General features: G+C 70.5%; 14 protein-coding genes and 1 riboswitch. Of the genes, 10 read left to right on the top strand and 4 right to left on the bottom strand.

Features of this window, described 5'->3' with window-relative positions:
- Position 1: 1 nt before the first annotated feature.
- A complete protein-coding gene (locus ACKUB9_RS06765; RefSeq protein ID WP_407519777.1) occupies positions 2–280 on the bottom strand; it encodes a hypothetical protein in 279 nt (92 codons plus the stop codon).
- A gap of 316 nt (positions 281–596) precedes the next feature.
- Here ACKUB9_RS06765 and ACKUB9_RS06760 point away from each other — a divergent pair, with 316 nt between their 5' ends.
- The 3 genes from ACKUB9_RS06760 to ACKUB9_RS06750 all read left to right on the top strand — a co-directional run bounded on the left by ACKUB9_RS06760 (position 597) and on the right by ACKUB9_RS06750 (position 5,677).
- Positions 597–983, top strand: a complete 387-nt coding sequence (locus ACKUB9_RS06760; protein WP_407519778.1) for a hypothetical protein — start codon at positions 597–599, stop codon at positions 981–983.
- 266 nt (positions 984–1,249) lie between these two features.
- On the top strand, positions 1,250–2,470 hold the full coding sequence (locus tag ACKUB9_RS06755; protein ID WP_407519779.1) for an efflux RND transporter periplasmic adaptor subunit: 1,221 nt from the start codon (positions 1,250–1,252) through the stop codon (positions 2,468–2,470).
- A gap of 12 nt (positions 2,471–2,482) precedes the next feature.
- A complete protein-coding gene (locus ACKUB9_RS06750; protein WP_407519780.1) occupies positions 2,483–5,677 on the top strand; it encodes a multidrug efflux RND transporter permease subunit in 3,195 nt (1,064 codons plus the stop codon).
- A 149-nt stretch (positions 5,678–5,826) separates the two neighbouring features.
- Here the strand turns inward: ACKUB9_RS06750 and ACKUB9_RS06745 are convergent, their stop codons facing one another.
- Both ACKUB9_RS06745 and ACKUB9_RS06740 read right to left on the bottom strand, forming a co-directional pair.
- Positions 5,827–6,018: a hypothetical protein gene (locus ACKUB9_RS06745; RefSeq protein WP_407519781.1), complete on the bottom strand. Its 192-nt coding sequence runs from the start codon at positions 6,016–6,018 to the stop codon at positions 5,827–5,829.
- Positions 6,019–6,088: 70 nt separating this feature from the next.
- On the bottom strand, positions 6,089–6,391 hold the full coding sequence (locus ACKUB9_RS06740; RefSeq protein WP_407519782.1) for a hypothetical protein: 303 nt from the start codon (positions 6,389–6,391) through the stop codon (positions 6,089–6,091).
- 481 nt (positions 6,392–6,872) lie between these two features.
- Between ACKUB9_RS06740 and ACKUB9_RS06735 the strand changes: the two genes are divergently transcribed.
- A complete protein-coding gene (locus tag ACKUB9_RS06735) occupies positions 6,873–7,076 on the top strand; it encodes a CsbD family protein (protein ID WP_407519783.1) in 204 nt (67 codons plus the stop codon).
- A 184-nt stretch (positions 7,077–7,260) separates the two neighbouring features.
- Complete coding sequence (locus ACKUB9_RS06730; RefSeq protein WP_407519784.1) at positions 7,261–8,010, top strand: sigma-70 family RNA polymerase sigma factor; 750 nt, start codon at positions 7,261–7,263, stop codon at positions 8,008–8,010.
- Between the two features lie 7 nt (positions 8,011–8,017).
- Here the strand turns inward: ACKUB9_RS06730 and ACKUB9_RS06725 are convergent, their stop codons facing one another.
- Positions 8,018–8,689: a hypothetical protein gene (locus ACKUB9_RS06725; protein ID WP_407519785.1), complete on the bottom strand. Its 672-nt coding sequence runs from the start codon at positions 8,687–8,689 to the stop codon at positions 8,018–8,020.
- A 234-nt stretch (positions 8,690–8,923) separates the two neighbouring features.
- Positions 8,924–9,130, top strand: a riboswitch (cobalamin riboswitch).
- 27 nt (positions 9,131–9,157) lie between these two features.
- Here ACKUB9_RS06725 and ACKUB9_RS06720 point away from each other — a divergent pair.
- The 5 genes from ACKUB9_RS06720 to ACKUB9_RS06700 form a co-directional block, all read left to right on the top strand.
- Positions 9,158–11,431, top strand: coding sequence for a TonB-dependent siderophore receptor (locus ACKUB9_RS06720; RefSeq protein ID WP_407519786.1), 2,274 nt, complete (start codon positions 9,158–9,160; stop codon positions 11,429–11,431).
- Positions 11,431–12,171, top strand: a complete 741-nt coding sequence (locus ACKUB9_RS06715; protein WP_407519787.1) for an ABC transporter ATP-binding protein — start codon at positions 11,431–11,433, stop codon at positions 12,169–12,171. The genes ACKUB9_RS06720 and ACKUB9_RS06715 overlap by 1 nt, the downstream gene beginning before the upstream one ends.
- On the top strand, positions 12,168–13,562 hold the full coding sequence (locus tag ACKUB9_RS06710; RefSeq protein WP_407519788.1) for a DUF3526 domain-containing protein: 1,395 nt from the start codon (positions 12,168–12,170) through the stop codon (positions 13,560–13,562). Before ACKUB9_RS06715 ends, ACKUB9_RS06710 begins: the two co-directional genes overlap by 4 nt.
- Positions 13,559–15,040 (top strand): DUF3526 domain-containing protein, encoded by a 1,482-nt coding sequence (locus tag ACKUB9_RS06705; RefSeq protein ID WP_407519789.1) that lies wholly within the window; start codon positions 13,559–13,561, stop codon positions 15,038–15,040. Before ACKUB9_RS06710 ends, ACKUB9_RS06705 begins: the two co-directional genes overlap by 4 nt.
- The coding region (locus ACKUB9_RS06700; RefSeq protein WP_410825786.1) for an acetyltransferase domain-containing protein at positions 15,037–15,721 on the top strand (685 nt) is incomplete at its 3' end. The genes ACKUB9_RS06705 and ACKUB9_RS06700, both read left to right, overlap by 4 nt.

Below are 15,721 nucleotides of genomic sequence, written 5' to 3'. Positions count from 1 at the left end.
TTCAGTACAATTGAGGCGCTCGCGGGAAATATACTCTATAATCCAGCCCACTCGGTAGATTATGAAACTGAGGCGGCCCGTTGAAGTGCGGCCCATCCTCCATCACGACCTTCTGGTCGAACAACATTTCGATATCGCGCAAAGACGCACGCGCATCGATACCTCGCCTTGAAGAGCGGGAGATCTTGAAGCGATATGTTTTTAGCGTATCGATGATCCGGCTGACAAGACCATCGTCGTCCGCGCTGAATGACACTCGTATCGCAAGATCGACGGTCATGAGCCTCCATTCTCTCCATCATTTCGCATCGAAACAAAAAAATCGGATTCAATCAGGCCGCATTCTTCAATATAAATCTTATATTACGATAGAAAAATCGAAAACAAGCAATCATACACCGGCCCAGACGACAAGAAGCGAGGATTGAGTGATGTTCATCCACGCATCAATGAGCAACGTCAGCTTAGCAAATACCGACCATCCATTTTTGCATCAAACCCTCGCTACAAACCACCATGCCTCCGCTCGTCGACGGCCTGACAGAATGTCGCAGGTGGGTTGCTCCGCGGGCGCCGTGCCCCCACAGTGACGCTGCGTGTCGGAATTCTGGACCCATATCGCGCGGACCTGCGCGGCGGCCCTGATGGGGCTTGCCCTGATGCTCGTCGCGGCTCCGTCGGCCGAGGCGGCCGGCGGCCGTGCCGGGCCGGTCCTGCGCGCGGCCTCCTTCGCGCCGACGCTCCAGCTCAGCCTGCAGGCCCTGCGGATGGCCAAGCCCGGCCGCGATGCGGCCTGCGCCGTCTCGGCCCCGGGCGTCGAGCATCCCCGCTTCGACGACGGGGGCGCGGCGAGCCAAGCCTGCCAGGGCACCGCCCGCAGGCAGGCCGCCGCCTCGCGCGTCCTCCTGCCTCCTCGGTCGCTCGGCTCCTGCCCGCTGCCCGGTGCGGCGCGGCTCGACCGCCCGCCGAAGCGCACGGCCTGACGGGGCGAAAAATCCCGCACGGCGCGCGGGCGCTGCGGCGCCCGTGCCCGTACCCTGATCTCGTCCCCGGCAGCCCGCGCGGCCTGTCGCGGTTCCTGGCGCGCGTCGCGGCCACATCCCGGCCGCGGAGTGCCCTTAAGGAACGCGAATCGCCAACGACGCCACGCGGCGCGCGCCGCAGCGCCCTGCATGCCCGGGTGCCGGACATGCCCTTCGCTCGACTATCATCCGCCGCGGGCGCCCATCCCGCCGTGCAGGAGTCCACCGTGACACACCGCCTCGTCCTCGCCGTTTCGCTCGCCGCATTGCTGGCGGCCTGCAACCCGACGCAGAGGGCCGCCGCCCCCGCCCCGACGCCGCCGACCGAGGTCAGCGTCGTCACCGTGAAGGCGCAGCCGATCCCGTTCGAGCGCGAGTTGCCTGGCCGCGTGGCCCCCACCCGGATCGCCGAGGTGCGCGCCCGCGTCTCGGGCCTCGTGGTCAAGCGCACCTTCCAGCAGGGCAGCCAGGTCAAGGAGGGCGACATCCTCTACAAGATCGACCCGGCGCCCTATCAGGTCGAACTCGACAGCGCCGAGGCGACGCTCGCCCGCACCGAGGCCGCCCTGGTGCTGGCCCGCCAGCAGGCCGACCGCCTCGAAACCCTGCTCTCGCGCCAGACCGCGAGCCAGGCCCAGTACGACGCCGCCTTCGCGGGCCAGAAGCAGGCCGAGGCCGAGGTGGCGGGCGCCAAGGCGTCTCGCGACCGCGCCCGGCTCAACCTCGGCTACACGGACGTGCGCGCGCCGATCTCCGGCCGCATCGGCCGCGCCCTCGTCACTGAGGGCGCCCTGATCGAGGTCGGCAGCGCCACGAACCTCGCGACGATCCAGCAGCTCGACCCGATCTACGTCGACATCACCCAGTCGGTGACCGAGCTGAACAAGCTGCGGCGCGACCTCGCGAGCGGCGAACTGGCGAGCGTCGCCCCCAACACCGCGAGCGTGCGCCTGATCATGGACGACGGCACGCTCTACCCGCAGCCCGGGCGCCTGCTGTTCTCCGACGTCACCGCCGACCCGAGCACCGGGCAGGTGACCCTGCGCGCCGTGATCCCGAACCCGAACAACGAGCTCTTCCCCGGCATGTACGTGCGCGCCCGCATCAAGCAGGGCATCGATTCCGACGCCATCGCGGTGCCCCAGCAGGCAGTCCACCGCTCCAACGACGGCCGAGCCGAGGTCTGGCTGGTGGGCGAGGGCGACAAGGTGATGCTGCACCCGGTCGAGGTCGGCCCGGTGGTCGAGGGCCAGTGGGTGATCCGCGAGGGCCTCAAGCCCGGCGACCGGGTGGTGGCCGAGGGCTTCCAGAAGATCGTGGCGGGCACGCAGGTGAAGACGGTGCCCTGGAAGACCGCCGCCGGCCCGAGCAGCCCCACCTACCCGACCGTGGGCGGCCCGGCCACCGAGGCGGATGCCGTTGCGGCGTCCTACTCCGAATCGCGCTGAGGACGACGACGCATGGCTTCGTTCTTCATCGACCGTCCGGTCTTCGCCTGGGTCGTCGCGCTGTTCATCTGCCTGGGCGGCATCCTGTCGATCCCGCTCCTGCCGATCGCCCAGTACCCGATCATCGCGCCGCCCTCGATCGCCCTCTCGACCGCCTTTCCGGGCGCCTCGGTGGAGGATCTCTACACCGGCACGACGCGCCTCATCGAGGATGAGCTCAACGGCGCGGCCAACATCCAGAGCTTCGAATCGGCCTCCGATTCCTTCGGCGTGATCGAGATCACCGCGAACTTCGCGCCGGGCACCGATCCGGGCTACGCCGGCGTCGAGGTGCAGAACCGCCTCAAGCGCGTCGAGGCGCGCCTGCCGGCCGAGGTGCGCCAGCAGGGCATCCTGGTGGAAGAAGCCTCCGCCGCCACCCTCAACATCATCACGCTCGTCTCCACCGATGGCTCGATGGACGAGGTGGCGCTCGGCGACTTCCTCATCCGCAACGTCATCAACGAGATCCGCCGCATCCCCGGCGTCGGCCGCGCGACCCTCTACTCGACCGAGCGCTCCCTGCGCGTCTGGGTCGATCCGGACAAGCTCCGGGGGCTGTCGCTCAGCGCCGCCGACGTGACGAAGGCGATCCAGAACCAGAACGTCCAGATCGCCTCGGGCGCGGTCGGCGCCCAGCCGAGCCCCTCCTCCCACCAAGTGAACTTCCCGATCCTGGTGAAGGGCCAGATGCGGGCGCCCGAGGAGTTCGGCGCCATCGTGCTGCGCGCCAATCCCGACGGCTCGAACGTGCGCCTGCGCGACGTCGCGCGCATCGAGCTCGGGGGCGAGGACTACAAGTTCACCACGCGCCTCAACGGCGGCGAGGCGGCCGGCATCTCGGTGACGCTCGCGCCGGACGGCAACGCGCTCGAGACCGCCAAGGCGATCCGCGCCAAGATGGAAGAACTCTCCCAGTTCTTCCCCTCCACCGTGAAGTGGGACATCCCCTACGATATCACCCCGGCCGTCAACGCCTCGATCAAGAAGGTGCTGATGACGCTCATCGAGGCGGTGGTGCTGGTCTTCGTGGTGATGTTCCTGTTTCTGCAGAACATCCGCTACACGCTGATCCCGACGATCGTGGTGCCGATCGCGCTGCTCGGCACCTGCACGGTGATGCTGCTCGCCGGCTTCTCGATCAACGTGCTCACCATGTTCGGCATGGTGCTGGCCATCGGCATCCTGGTCGACGACGCCATCGTGGTGGTGGAGAACGTCGAGCGCATCATGAACGAGGAGGGACTGCCGCCGAAGGAGGCCACCCGCAAGGCCATGGGCCAGATCACCGGCGCCATCATCGGCATCACGCTGGTGCTGATCGCGGTGTTCATCCCGATGGCGTTCTTCCCCGGCTCGGTCGGCATCATCTATCGCCAGTTCTCGATCGCGATGGTGACCTCGATCGCCTTCTCGGCGCTGCTCGCGCTCTCGCTGACGCCCGCGCTCTGCGCGACGCTGCTCAAGCCGATCGAGAAGGGCCACGGCCACGCCAAGGGCGGCTTCTTCGGCTGGTTCAACCGCCTCGTCGACCGCGAGACCGCGCGCTACGGCCGCGGCGTGCAGTGGGCGATCGCCAAGTCCGGGCGGATGATGGCGATCTACCTCGTCCTCGTGGCGGGCGTGGCCTGGGCCTTCGTGCGCCTGCCGGAAGGCTTCCTGCCGGTCGAGGACCAGGGCTTCTTCACGGTCGACATCCAGACCCCGCCGGGCTCCTCCTTCAACCGCACGCTGGCGGCGGTGAAGAAGACGGAGGAGCACCTGCTCGCCCAGCCGGGCGTGGCGACGGTGACGATCGTCAACGGCTTCTCGTTCTCGGGCCAGGGCCAGATGACCTCGCAGGCCTTCGTGACCCTGAAGGACTGGTCGCAGCGCGGGCCGGACCAGTCGGCGGCGGCGCTCGTCGCCGGCACCAACGCGGCGCTGGCGAGCTACAAGGACGCCATCATCCAGGCCCTGGAGCCGCCGCCGATCGACAACCTCGGCAACGCGTCGGGCTTCAGCTTCCGCCTGCAGGACCGGGCCCAGAAGGGCTACTCGGCCCTGATGGCCGCGCAGGAGCAGCTGCTCTCGCTCGCCCGCAAGAGCCCGGTGCTGAAGAACGTCTACGTCGAGGGCCTGCCGCCCGCGCCGCAGGCCGAACTCGTCATCGACCGCGAGAAGGCGGCGGCGCTCGGCGTGTCGTTCGAGGCCATCAACGAGACCATCCAGGTCAATCTCGGCTCGGTCTACACCAACGACTTCCCCAACCGCGGCAAGATGCAGCGCGTGATCGTGCAGGCGGAGGCGGTGCAGCGGCTCAACCCGAGCGACCTCCTGAACTACGGCGTGAAGAACCAGCAGGGCACCATGGTGCCGATGTCGTCCTTCGCCGACCTGAAATGGAGCGTGGGCCCGGCCCAGATCATCGGCTTCAACGGCTACCAGTCGGTGCGCATCACCGGCGAGCCCGCCGCCGGCTACACCTCGGGCGACGCCATCGCCGAGATGGAGCGGCTGATGACGCAGCTGCCCAAGGGCTTCGGCTACACCTGGACCGGCCAGTCGCTGCAGGAGAAGCAGGCGGGCTCGCAGGCGACCCTGCTGCTGGCCCTCTCGGTGCTGATCGTGTTCCTGTGCCTCGCGGCGCTCTACGAGAGCTGGTCGATCCCGATCGCCGTGATGCTGGTGATCCCGCTCGGGCTCGTCGGCTCGGTGGCGGGCGTGATGCTGCGGGACATGCCCAACGACGTCTACTTCAAGATCGGCCTCATCACGATCATCGGGCTCTCGGCCAAGAACGCGATCCTGATCATCGAGTTCGCCAAGGACCTGTGGCGGCCGGGCACGAAGCTCGTCGAGGCGACGGTGGAGGCCTCGCGGCTGCGCTTCCGGCCGATCGTGATGACCTCGCTCGCCTTCATCTTCGGCGTGGTGCCGCTCGCCATCGCCACGGGGGCGGCCTCGAAGAGCCAGCAGGCCATCGGCACGGGCGTGATGGGCGGCATGATCTCCGCGACCGTGCTCGCGGTGATCCTGGTGCCGGTCTTCTTCGTGGTGGTGATGCGCCTCCTCCAGCGCCGTCGCGTGCGCCAAGAGGACACCCAACAGGAGGACACGCAACAGGAGGCTGGGACCGCCGAACCGGCCCGCGCCCCGGAGCCCGAGCGGCAGCCGGCCCACGGCTGAGCCTCATGCGCCGGAGCGGACATCGCTCCGGCGGAGGATGCACGAACAAGAAGCCAAGCCGAAGGGCTCTGCGCCGTTCGGCCCGGCTCCCGTGGGCGGACCGCTCCACCGCCCGTCGTCGGATTCCCTGAGGTCCTGTCTCCGGTCCGCTAGCGCTGATCGAGCTTGCGCCGCCACGCGGGGGCGGACCCGAGAAGCCGCGGGCCATCCCGGTCGACATCGTACGTCACCGGAACGCCCAGGAGGAAGGCGGGCGGCAGGTCGTCCGGGACCCGGGGCAGCACGACCTTCAGCCCGTACCCCTCCCCGCAGCGCGTGACCCCGACGCCCCTGGGCCGCATGTGCAGCCGCGACTGAACCTCATCCCAGGCCTGCCACTTGACGGAGTCCGCTTCCTGGAACGTCGCCCTCTCACGCCAACTCCATGCCCGGCTTGGCAGCCAGTATTCGCGTCAGCGGTAGAAGAGGGGGCCTGTCCGGCGGCCGCGAGGCGTCGTTGCCGGTGCGCAACTGGCGCGAGACACTCTCTGTCAGCGGTTTGGCGATGTCGGCGAAGCCGGGCGGGATCCCTTGCGAGAGGGCAATGTACCCCTCGCCGGTCTTCCAGTCGTAGCGAAGTTCCGATTTTTGAAGGTCCCGACCGACGATCTGAGCGACGGCGGGCGTCTCCTGACCGCTCCAACCGTCATCCGGCTCTTCAGTTTCGCCGATCATTTCCGCTTCCGGTGTCCCTGGGCACTCTGCCATCCATCACGCCCACCTAGAATTCTTGCAGCACCAAAACACATCCCGACCCCAGAGCGCGCCACCGAGAACCCCGATCGGGCGAATATGATCCAAAGGAACGCGACATTCGATCCGAAATCCTGCTTTTTTCCTGGGTCATCTTATTCCTCCCATCTGATATGTTGAGTATTCTATAGCAGATGGATTTTTGATTTCCAGCATCATTGCCTATCGCCAAGCAAAATTGTTGGATACATGGATAAAACTTACAGATACAATCAGTAACACCGAACCTATTCCGATGCAGATCTACAATCGCAGCTTTTCTTCCGGGGCCGGTTGAGTGGCTGTTCGATGACCCGACATCGCAGCGGCCCGCGTCTTTCTCCTGGGAACTGAGGAACCATCCGGAGGCCCGACCGTTCGTCTGTCCTGAACCGGGCACCGCTCGGACCTAAGGGAGTTTCCGATGAGCAGCACGACGGACAAGATCAAGGGTCTCGCCAACGAGGCGGCCGGCAACGTCAAGCAGGGCATCGGCAACGTCACCGGTGACGAGAAGCTGAAGGCCGAGGGCAAGGCCCAGGAAATGAAGGGCGAGGCCCAGAAGACGGTCGGCGATGCCAAGGACGGCATCAAGAACGCCGCCGACACGGTGAAGAGCAAGCTCTGATGCGATGGCCGGACGGCTGGTCCGTCCGGCCCTAAGAGCGAGGCCGATCCCCGCATCCCCTGGGGATCGGCCTCTGTTTTATCAATTATCATGTGCGATCGCGCACCTGTGAGTGGCGATTCGCCCTCGCGCTGCGCACATTTATGGTCTAGCTTGCCGGAACCCCGCGCCAGCGTGCAGACCGATGACCGACTCATCTCCCACCGGGCGGACCAAGCCCGCCCCGGCATCGCCCCCGACCCTGCCACCCGCCGTGCAGGAGCATCTCGGACGCCAGCTGCGCGACGCCTACGCGGCGCTCGGCGAGATCGAGCCGCCGGCCGCCTTCACCGGCCTGATCGGCCGGCTCGACGCCGCGCTGGCCGCGCTCGGCGCGCCGAAGGAGGACCGCTTCCGCGACGACCTCCTGGCGGCCGCCCCGGCGTTGCGCCGCTTCGCCCTCACCCTCACGGCCAATCCGGCCCGGGCCGACGACCTCGTGCAGGACACCCTGCTCAAGGGCTGGCAGAGCCGCAACCGGTTCGAGGACGGCACGAACCTCAGCGCGTGGCTGTTCACGATCATGCGCAACGCCTTCTACTCCGAGCACCGCAAGCGCTCGCGGGAGGTGGAGGACGGCGAGGGCGTCTACTCGTCCCGTCTCACCACAGCGCCCAACCAGGGCGACCGGCTCGACGTGCAGGACCTCCAAGCGGCGCTCAACAAGCTCGTGGCCGAGCAGCGCGAGGCGCTGCTGCTGATCGCGGTCGGGGATCTTTCCTACGAGGACGCCGCCGCCCTGATGCAGTGCAAGGTCGGCACCGTGAAGAGCCGGGTCTGCCGCGCCCGCGACCGGCTCGCCGAGCTGCTCGGCTATTCGGGCGGCGAACTCGGCGCCGACCGGCTCACCCGCTCTGTCATCGCCAATGGCGGCGTGATGGCGCTGGAGGGCTGACGCCCGCTCAGGCGGCCTCGCGCGCGAGCAGGGACCAGCGCGACGCCGCGCGGCGGTAGAGATCCATGTCGGAGGCGTTCAGCCGCTCGATATAGGCGCGCAGGGCCGGGCTCGGCTTCGGCCCGATGAGGCGCGAGGCGAGACTGCGGGCGTTCTTGTGCACGGCCTGGAACGACAGGCCGAAGCGTTGATTCAGCCGCGCCACGAAAGCCTCGTACTCCTCCAGGATGCCGACGAGGGCGATCCGCTCCAAGTCTGCGCTGCCGAAGGAATGCGTCTGAACGTTCTGGTTGCGCGGCTCCTCGATGAACGCCTCGAGGCTCTGGGTCGTTCGGCCGTGCTTCTTCTGGAAGACGTAGTAGGACAGCACTTGGTCGTAGGGTTCGCGAAACAGCGAGAATGCCCGCCCGGGATCGAAGCACGGCAGATACGCCGCGCTCATGTGACTGGAATAGAACGCGATCTCGTGCTCGATCAGGTAATCCGAGATCAGTCGCAGCTGCTCGCCGATCGCGATCCCCTGCCGGCAGTACATCACGTCGTTGGCGAAGGGATGGGTCGTCGGGCTATCTTTCCCATACAGCATGAAGATCTTCTCCTGCGGGAAGACCTCGTGGGCGGTGTAGCGCAGGCTGGTCCCACCCGTCTTGGGAAGATGGAGGAAGAAGAGCGGCGGCATGGATACGATCCAGATACACGCGGAAGGCGAGCGATATCTGGGTGGCAACCATTGATGGTCATGTTGTGGCAGCCGCTCCGAACCCGCCCGACCCGGCCCGCGCGGTTCACGGAATCCCCGGCGCGCCGCCCGGGCGCCCGGTGCGCAGCCCGGACGGCTGTGCTCCTGAGGACACAGAGAATGTAACACTGTTACAAACCGCTCCCCGCCGATTGACCCCGGGCGGCGGCGGAGTGACTGTCCGATCGTCAAGGTTCTCACGGGGTTGCGCCCGTGAGCGAAGAGGGAATTCGGTGGGCTCCCGCGAGCCGAGCCGAAGCTGCCCCCGCAACTGTGAGCGGCGAGCGCCTGCCGCCCCGGCCACTGGTGCTCCGCACCGGGAAGGCCAGGCGGGCGCGACGACCCGCGAGCCAGGAGACCTGCCTTGGCACGGTCACGTCTCTCGGGCGGGGTGCCCCGGGCCGGCGCATGGACGACGCGGCGCCTCGCGCCCGCCCCGCCTGCGACCGCCCGGCACCCCGCTCGACAACCGCGAGCGCGTCAGTGAGTGCCCGTCCCCTGGTCCAGCGTCCCGCATCGCGCATCGCCGTGCGACCGTCCCGGCCCCGCGGCCGGTGCTGGGCCGTCGCCGCCCTGGCGCTCGGCGCGGCGGGCACCGAGGCGCGGGCGCAGGACGCGACCATCGCCCTCGACGAGATCGCGGTGGAGGGCCGCTCCTCGGCGACGCCCGTAGCGGCGGGATCCATCGGGCTGATCGGGCCGACGCCCGGCTTCCGCGCCGACCGGGCCGTCAGCAGCACGAAGACGGACACGCCCCAGCGCGACGTGCCGCAGGTCGTGACGGTCGCCCCGCGCGAGGTCATCACCGACCTCAACGCCACCCGCGTCGACCGGGTGCTCGCCTACACGCCCGGCGTGGCCCAGCAGAACAACTTCGGCGGCCTGACCATCTTCAGCTACGCGATCCGCGGCGTGACCACCTCCGAACTCTACAAGAACGGCTTCCCGCTCAACCGCGGCTTCCCGCCCCCGCCCGACACCCAGAACGTCGAGCGGATCGAGGTGCTGAAGGGCCCCGGCGGCGGCCTGTTCGGGCGCAGCGATCCCGGCGGCCTCGTCAACATCATCACCAAGCAGCCGACGCGCGAGCGCTTCGTCGAGATGGGCGGGCTCTGGGGCTCGTTCGGGCAGGTCCGCGGCACGGTGGATTCCGGCGGCGCGCTCAACGAGGACGGCACGCTCCTCTACCGCTTCAACCTCGCGGCCGGGCGCCAAAGAAGTTTTCGCGATTTCGTGGACGGCGACCGGCTCCTCGTCGCCCCGGTCGTGAGCTGGCAGGTGACGCCGGACACGACGATCACCGTCGAGACCGAGTTCCTGCGCAACCGCATCGTGTTCGATCGCGGCGTCATCGCGATCAACCGGCAGCTCGGCGTCCTGCCGATCTCGCGCTTCCTCGGCGAGCCGGGCCAGAGCACCTATCAGACCAACGACACCATGCAGGTGCGCGTCGACCACCGCTTCGACGCCGACTGGCAGATGCGGCTCGCCACCTCCTTCAACACCGGCACGCTGGAGGGCGAATCGGCCGAGATCCGCGCCATCGCGGCCGACAACCGCACGGTCTCGCGCGACCGCAACTACCGGGATTACCGCTGGGACGTGGCGATCGGGCAGGCCGAGCTGGTGGGGCGCTTCGACACGGCCGGGATCGGCCACACCGTGCTGCTGGGCTTCGAGCGCGAGAGCACCGACAGCCGCACCGTCTACCTGCGCTCGAACTTCCGCACCGACCCCTACGCGCTCGACATCTACGCCCCGCGCTACGGCCAGGCGCTGCCGCCGCTCACGATCCCGCGCAACAACCTCGAGCGGGTGACCAACACCGCCCTCTACGCGCAGGACCAGATCGTGCTGGCGCCGGAGTGGAAGGCGCTCGTCGGCGTGCGGTTCGACTTCTTCGAGCAGTCGTTCCGGGAGCGCATCCCGAGGAGCCAGGCCGACCAGTCGCGGGCGGCGGCCTCCCCGCGGGCCGGCCTCGTCTACCAGCCGCTGCCGGAGCTCGCGCTCTACACCAATGTCGGCACGAGCTTCCGGCCGAACATCGGCCCGGACGCCGCCGCCGTCTCGCCCGGCCGGCCCCTCCCGCCCGAGACCGGGCTCGGCTACGAGGTGGGGGCGAAGCTCGACCTGTTCGAGGGCGCCCTCGGGCTGACCGCCGCCGCCTTCCGGGTCGAGCGCCAGAACGTGCTGACGCCCGATCCCAACAACAGCGGCTTCTCGATCGCGGCCGGCGGCGTGCGCAGCCAGGGCTTCGAGCTGACGGCGGCCGGCCAGCTGACGCCGGAGGTGAAGGTGCTCGCGGGCTACGTCTACGCGGACGCGGTGGTGACGAAGGACAACCTGCTGCCGGTGGGCGCCCCGCTCATCAACGTGCCGCGCCACAGCGGCAGCCTGCTCGCGGTCTACGAGGTGCAGGGCGGCGACTGGAAGGGCTTCGGCATCGGGGGCGGCGTGCGCGGCGTCGGCGCCCGCGCCGGGGACGCTGCCGGCAGCGGCTTCACCCTGCCGGCCTACATCGCGGTGGACGCCCTCGCCTACTACACCTTCGAAAACATCCGCTTCGGGCTCAACGTCGAGAACCTGTTCGACACGGAGTACTACGAGAGCTCGCTCAACGTCTTCCGGGTCTATCCGGGATCGCCGCGGCGCTTCACCGGCTCGCTCACGGTGCGGTTCTGATGCGCGAGGCCACTCTGCCGGGCGCCGTCCTGACGATCCGCGGCGCGACGAAGCGCTTCGAGGGCCGCACCGTCCTCGACGGCCTCGATCTGAGCCTCGACGCGGGCGAGGTCTACGCCCTGCTGGGGCCGAACGGGGCGGGCAAGACCACGACCATCAACCTCATCCTCGGCTTCCTCCGGGCGGATGCGGGCGAGGTCCGGGTCTGCGGCATCGATCCCGGGACCGCACCGGTCGCGGCGCGGGCGCAGGCCGCCTACATCCCCGAGCAGGTCGCCCTCTATCCCGGGCACTCGGGCGTGGAGAACCTGCGCTACCTCGCGACCCTGGCGGGCCTGCGCCTCTCCGCCGACGCGGCGCGGCTGCGGCTCGACGAGGCCGGGCTCGCCCGGGAGGCGCAGGACCGGCCGGCCTCCGGCTATTCCAAGGGCATGCGCCAGAAGGTCGGCATCGCGGTGGCGCTGGCGCGCCGCGCCCGGCTGCTCCTCCTCGACGAGCCGACCTCCGGGCTCGATCCCGCCGCCTCGGCGGAGTTCTCCCGCACGGTGCGGGCCGCCGCGTCCCGGGGCACCGCGGTGCTGATGGCGACGCACGACCTCTACCGGGTGCGGGAGATGGCCGACCGGGTCGGCGTGCTGCGTGCCGGTCGCCTCGTCGAGGAGCTCGACCCGCGCCGCCTCGACGCGGTCGCGCTGGAGCGCCTCACCCTCGCGCGGCTGGCCGGGGAGGCGGCGCCGTGAGGCGGATCGCGGCGGAACTCGCCCACATCCTGCGCGACGCGCGCCTGCGCTGGATCGGCGGCGTCCTCGTCCTGCTCCTCACGCTCGCCGGCCTCGGCACGTGGCGGGAGGCGGCGCGCGACGCCGCGGCGGTCGAGCGGATCACCCGCGCCGAGCGGGGCCGCTGGCTCGGCCAGGATGCCAAGAACCCGCATTCGGCCGACCATTTCGGCCTGTGGGTCTTCCGGCCCTCCGCCCCCCTCGCGGTGCTCGATCCCGGCACCGAGCCCTATACGGGCCGGATGGTGCGGGTGGAGGCGCACGTGTTCAACGACGCCGTCTACCGGGCGGTGCAGGATGCCGGCCCCCTCGCCCGCGCGGGCCTGGGCAGCCCTGCCGACATCGTGCAGCTCGTCGTGCCGCTCGCCGCCATCCTGCTCGGCTTCTCGGCCTTCGCGGCCGACCGCGAGCGGGGCACGCTGCGGCTGGCGCTCGGCAACGGGGCCGCGCCCGGGCGGCTCTTCGCCGGGCGCTTCGCGGCGCTCCTGGCCGCCACCGCCCTGGTGGTCGGCCTGCCGCTCCTCGCGCTGGGCACGCTTGCGGCCGCGCAGCTCGGGGCGCCGGGCTGGCACGCGGGGCTGCGGCTCCTCGCCTGGGTGGCGGCGCAGATCGCCTACGCGGCCGTCTTCCTGCTCCTGGCGATGCTGCTCTCGCTCGCCGCCCGCACGGCGCGGGGCGCGCTCGCAGCGGCGCTCGCGGCCTGGGTGCTCCTCTGCGTCGCCGCCCCGCGGCTCGCGGGCTGGGGCGTCGAGACCCTGGTGCCGGCCCGCTCCTACGCCGAGACCCGCGCCCAGATCGAGGCGGATTTCCGCGCCCACCGAACCGCGGAGGCGAGCGACGTCCGCGCCCGCGAGGTGCTGATCCGCTACGGCGTGCAGGATCCCGACGACCTGCCGGTCGACCTGCGCGGCCTGATGATGACCGAGAACGAGCAGCACAACTTCGCGGTCTACGACCGCGAGTTCGGGGCCTTCTTCGCCGGTCTCGCGGCCCGGGAGCGCGCCTACGGCTGGGCCGGCCTCGCGACGCCCCGCCTCGCCCTGCAGGCCCTCTCCCAGACCCTGGCGGGCACCGATTTCGCGCAGCACGCCCATTTCGTCTGGACGGCGGAGGGCTATCGCCGGGGCATCTCGGAGCGCATGAACGCGGAGATCCGCGACAACCCGCAGCGCGGCGGGCGCCTGCTCGTGGCCGGGCCGGGCCTGTGGCGCGAGGTGCCGCCCTTCGACCCCGCGCCCCTGCCGCTCGCCCGCTCGCTGCGGGACGCCGCGGGGCCCGCCCTGGTGCTCGCCCTCTGGCTCGCCCTGCTCGCCGGGGCGGCGACCGCGATGGTGCGGAGGCTGAGGCCGTGACCCAGGCCCGCCTGCGCCACCTGCTCGCGGCCGAGATCCGCCTGCTGCTGCGCGAGCGCCTGACGGTCGCGATCCTCGCAGGCCTCCTCGCCGCCCTGTGCCTCGGCGCGCATACGGGCGCCGCGCGCGTCGCGGCCGAGCGCGCCGCCATCGCCCGGGCCGCCGAGGACGAGGCCCGCGCCGTGCGCGACGCCCGAGCCGCCCACCTGCGCTACGCCCGGCCGAGCGCGGTCAAGGTCAATTACTGGCAGGATCCGACCCACGCCTTCGGCTACATGACCCAGTTCCTCACGGTCCACGCGGTCAAGCCGCCGACGCCGCTCGCCGGGCTCGCCACCGGGCAGTCCGACGTGCAGCCCTCCCTGATGCGGATGAGCTTCGGCTTCAGCACGGTGTTCGACGACACCGCCTACGACCTCGGCGCCGCGGGCCGGCTCCGGCTCGGCCCCTTCGACCTCGCCTTCGTGCTGGTCGCGCTCGTGCCGCTCGCGGTGATCGCGCTCGCCGGCACGCGGCTCTCCGCGGAGCAGGATTCCGGCCTCCTGCGGCTGATCGCGGCCCAGCCGGCCGGGCCGCGCCGCGTCGCGGGGGCGAAGTTCGGCGCGGCGGCGCTGGTCCTGCTCGCGGCCGTGCTCGGCGGGAGCGCGCTCGCTCTCGGCCTCTGCGGCGGTCCCGGGGCCCTGACGGAGGGGGGCGGAACGCTGGCGCTGCTCGCCGCCGCGCTCGCCGCCTACACGCTGTTCTGGGTGGCGGCCTGCGCGCTCGCGGCGAGCCTCTGGCGCGGGGCGGTCTTCGCCCTCGTGATCCTCGTGCTCGCCTGGGCCTGCGTCACGGTCGCCCTGCCCTCCGCCCTGAGCCTCGCGGTCGACGGCCTCGCGGCGAAGCCCTCGCGCATCGCGGCGATCGACGCGAGCCGGGAGGCCCAGGAGCGCTACTCCGCCGGGGAGGAGGCGCGGCGCATCGCGGCGGCGTGGCTCGCCGCGCGGGCGCCGGAGGCGGGCGCGGCGCTCCGCGACGCGCCGGAGATCCGGCGTCTGGCGCGCGACGCCTTCTACGACGCGGCCGTCGCCCCGCACCGCGAGGCGGCCCGCAGCCATGCCGAGGCGGCGGCCCGGTGGAGCCGCTGGCTGGCGCCGCTTTCCCCCGCCACGACCCTGCTCCTCGCCCTGGAGACGGCGGCCGGGACGGACGCCGCCCGGCACGCGGCCTTCCTCGACGCCGCCGCCGAGTACCGCCGCAGCCTGCGCGCCTTCTTCGAGCCGCGCATCCTCGCGCAGGCCCTGCATCCCGTGCCGGTCTGCGCCGGCTGCCAGGCGCGCCTCGACTTCGACGCCTACGAGGCGGTGCCGGCCTTCCCGGCCGCGATCGATCGGGATGCCGGCCGCCGCCAAGCCCTCGTCAGCCTCGGCTGCCTGCTCGCGGCCGCCCTCGTCCTCGCGGCCGTCGCCGGCCGCCGCTTCGCGGCCTGGCCGGCATGAGACAGTCACCCGGAAGCCCCGAGCCGGCGCGGACGGCGCCCTCCGGCCGCATCGGCTCGATCGACGCCCTGCGCGGCCTCGTCATGCTGCTGATGCTCGTCGACCACGTGCGGGAGTTCTTCCTCCTGCACGCCCAGGTCCGCGATCCGGTGGACCTGTCCGTCACGCCGGCCGACCTCTTCCTGACCCGGGCCGCCTCGCATCTCTGCGCGCCCGTCTTCATCCTGCTGACCGGCCTGGGGGCGAGCCTCTACGCGGCCAAGCACGGCAGCCGCGGCGCGGCCTCCGCCTTCCTGCTCACGCGCGGGCTCGTGCTGATCCTGCTGGAGGTGACGCTGGTGAACCTCGCCTGGACCCGCAGCCTGCTGCCGCCGGTCCTCTACCTGCAGGTGATCTGGGCGATCGGCCTCAGCATGGTGGCGCTCGCCGGTCTGCTCTGGCTGCCGCGGGCCGCGCTCCTCCTCGTCGCCCTGGCGATCATGCTCGGGCACAACCTCCTCGACGGGATCGCGGTCGCGCCGGACCAGCCGGGCTACGTCCCGTGGTCGATCCTCCATCAGCGCGGGCTCATCCCCCTGCCCTGGGGGGTGGCGCGCACCTCCTATCCGGTCCTGCCGTGGATCGGCGTCGTCTGCGCGGGCTACGCCCTCGGACCGCTCTTCCGGCCGGGCGTCGGGGCGG

The sequence above is a fragment of the Methylobacterium oryzisoli genome (genome assembly GCF_046557895.1).
GTDB lineage: Bacteria > Pseudomonadota > Alphaproteobacteria > Rhizobiales > Beijerinckiaceae > Methylobacterium > Methylobacterium oryzisoli.
This window is presented reverse-complemented; position numbering and strand designations above follow the sequence as displayed.

Bases quoted from the DNA above. Each gene is read 5' to 3' on its own strand.
- ACKUB9_RS06715 (WP_407519787.1), top strand. From the start codon at position 11,431: ATGCGCGAGGCCACTCTGCCGGGCGCCGTCCTGACGATCCGCGGCGCG.
- ACKUB9_RS06750 (WP_407519780.1), top strand. From the start codon at position 2,483: ATGGCTTCGTTCTTCATCGACCGTCCGGTCTTCGCCTGGGTCGTCGCG.
- ACKUB9_RS06740 (WP_407519782.1), bottom strand. From the start codon at position 6,391: ATGATCGGCGAAACTGAAGAGCCGGATGACGGTTGGAGCGGTCAGGAG.
- ACKUB9_RS06725 (WP_407519785.1), bottom strand. From the start codon at position 8,689: ATGCCGCCGCTCTTCTTCCTCCATCTTCCCAAGACGGGTGGGACCAGC.
- ACKUB9_RS06735 (WP_407519783.1), top strand. From the start codon at position 6,873: ATGAGCAGCACGACGGACAAGATCAAGGGTCTCGCCAACGAGGCGGCC.
- ACKUB9_RS06720 (WP_407519786.1), top strand. From the start codon at position 9,158: ATGGACGACGCGGCGCCTCGCGCCCGCCCCGCCTGCGACCGCCCGGCA.
- ACKUB9_RS06765 (WP_407519777.1), bottom strand. From the start codon at position 280: ATGACCGTCGATCTTGCGATACGAGTGTCATTCAGCGCGGACGACGAT.
- ACKUB9_RS06745 (WP_407519781.1), bottom strand. From the start codon at position 6,018: ATGCGGCCCAGGGGCGTCGGGGTCACGCGCTGCGGGGAGGGGTACGGG.
- ACKUB9_RS06730 (WP_407519784.1), top strand. From the start codon at position 7,261: ATGACCGACTCATCTCCCACCGGGCGGACCAAGCCCGCCCCGGCATCG.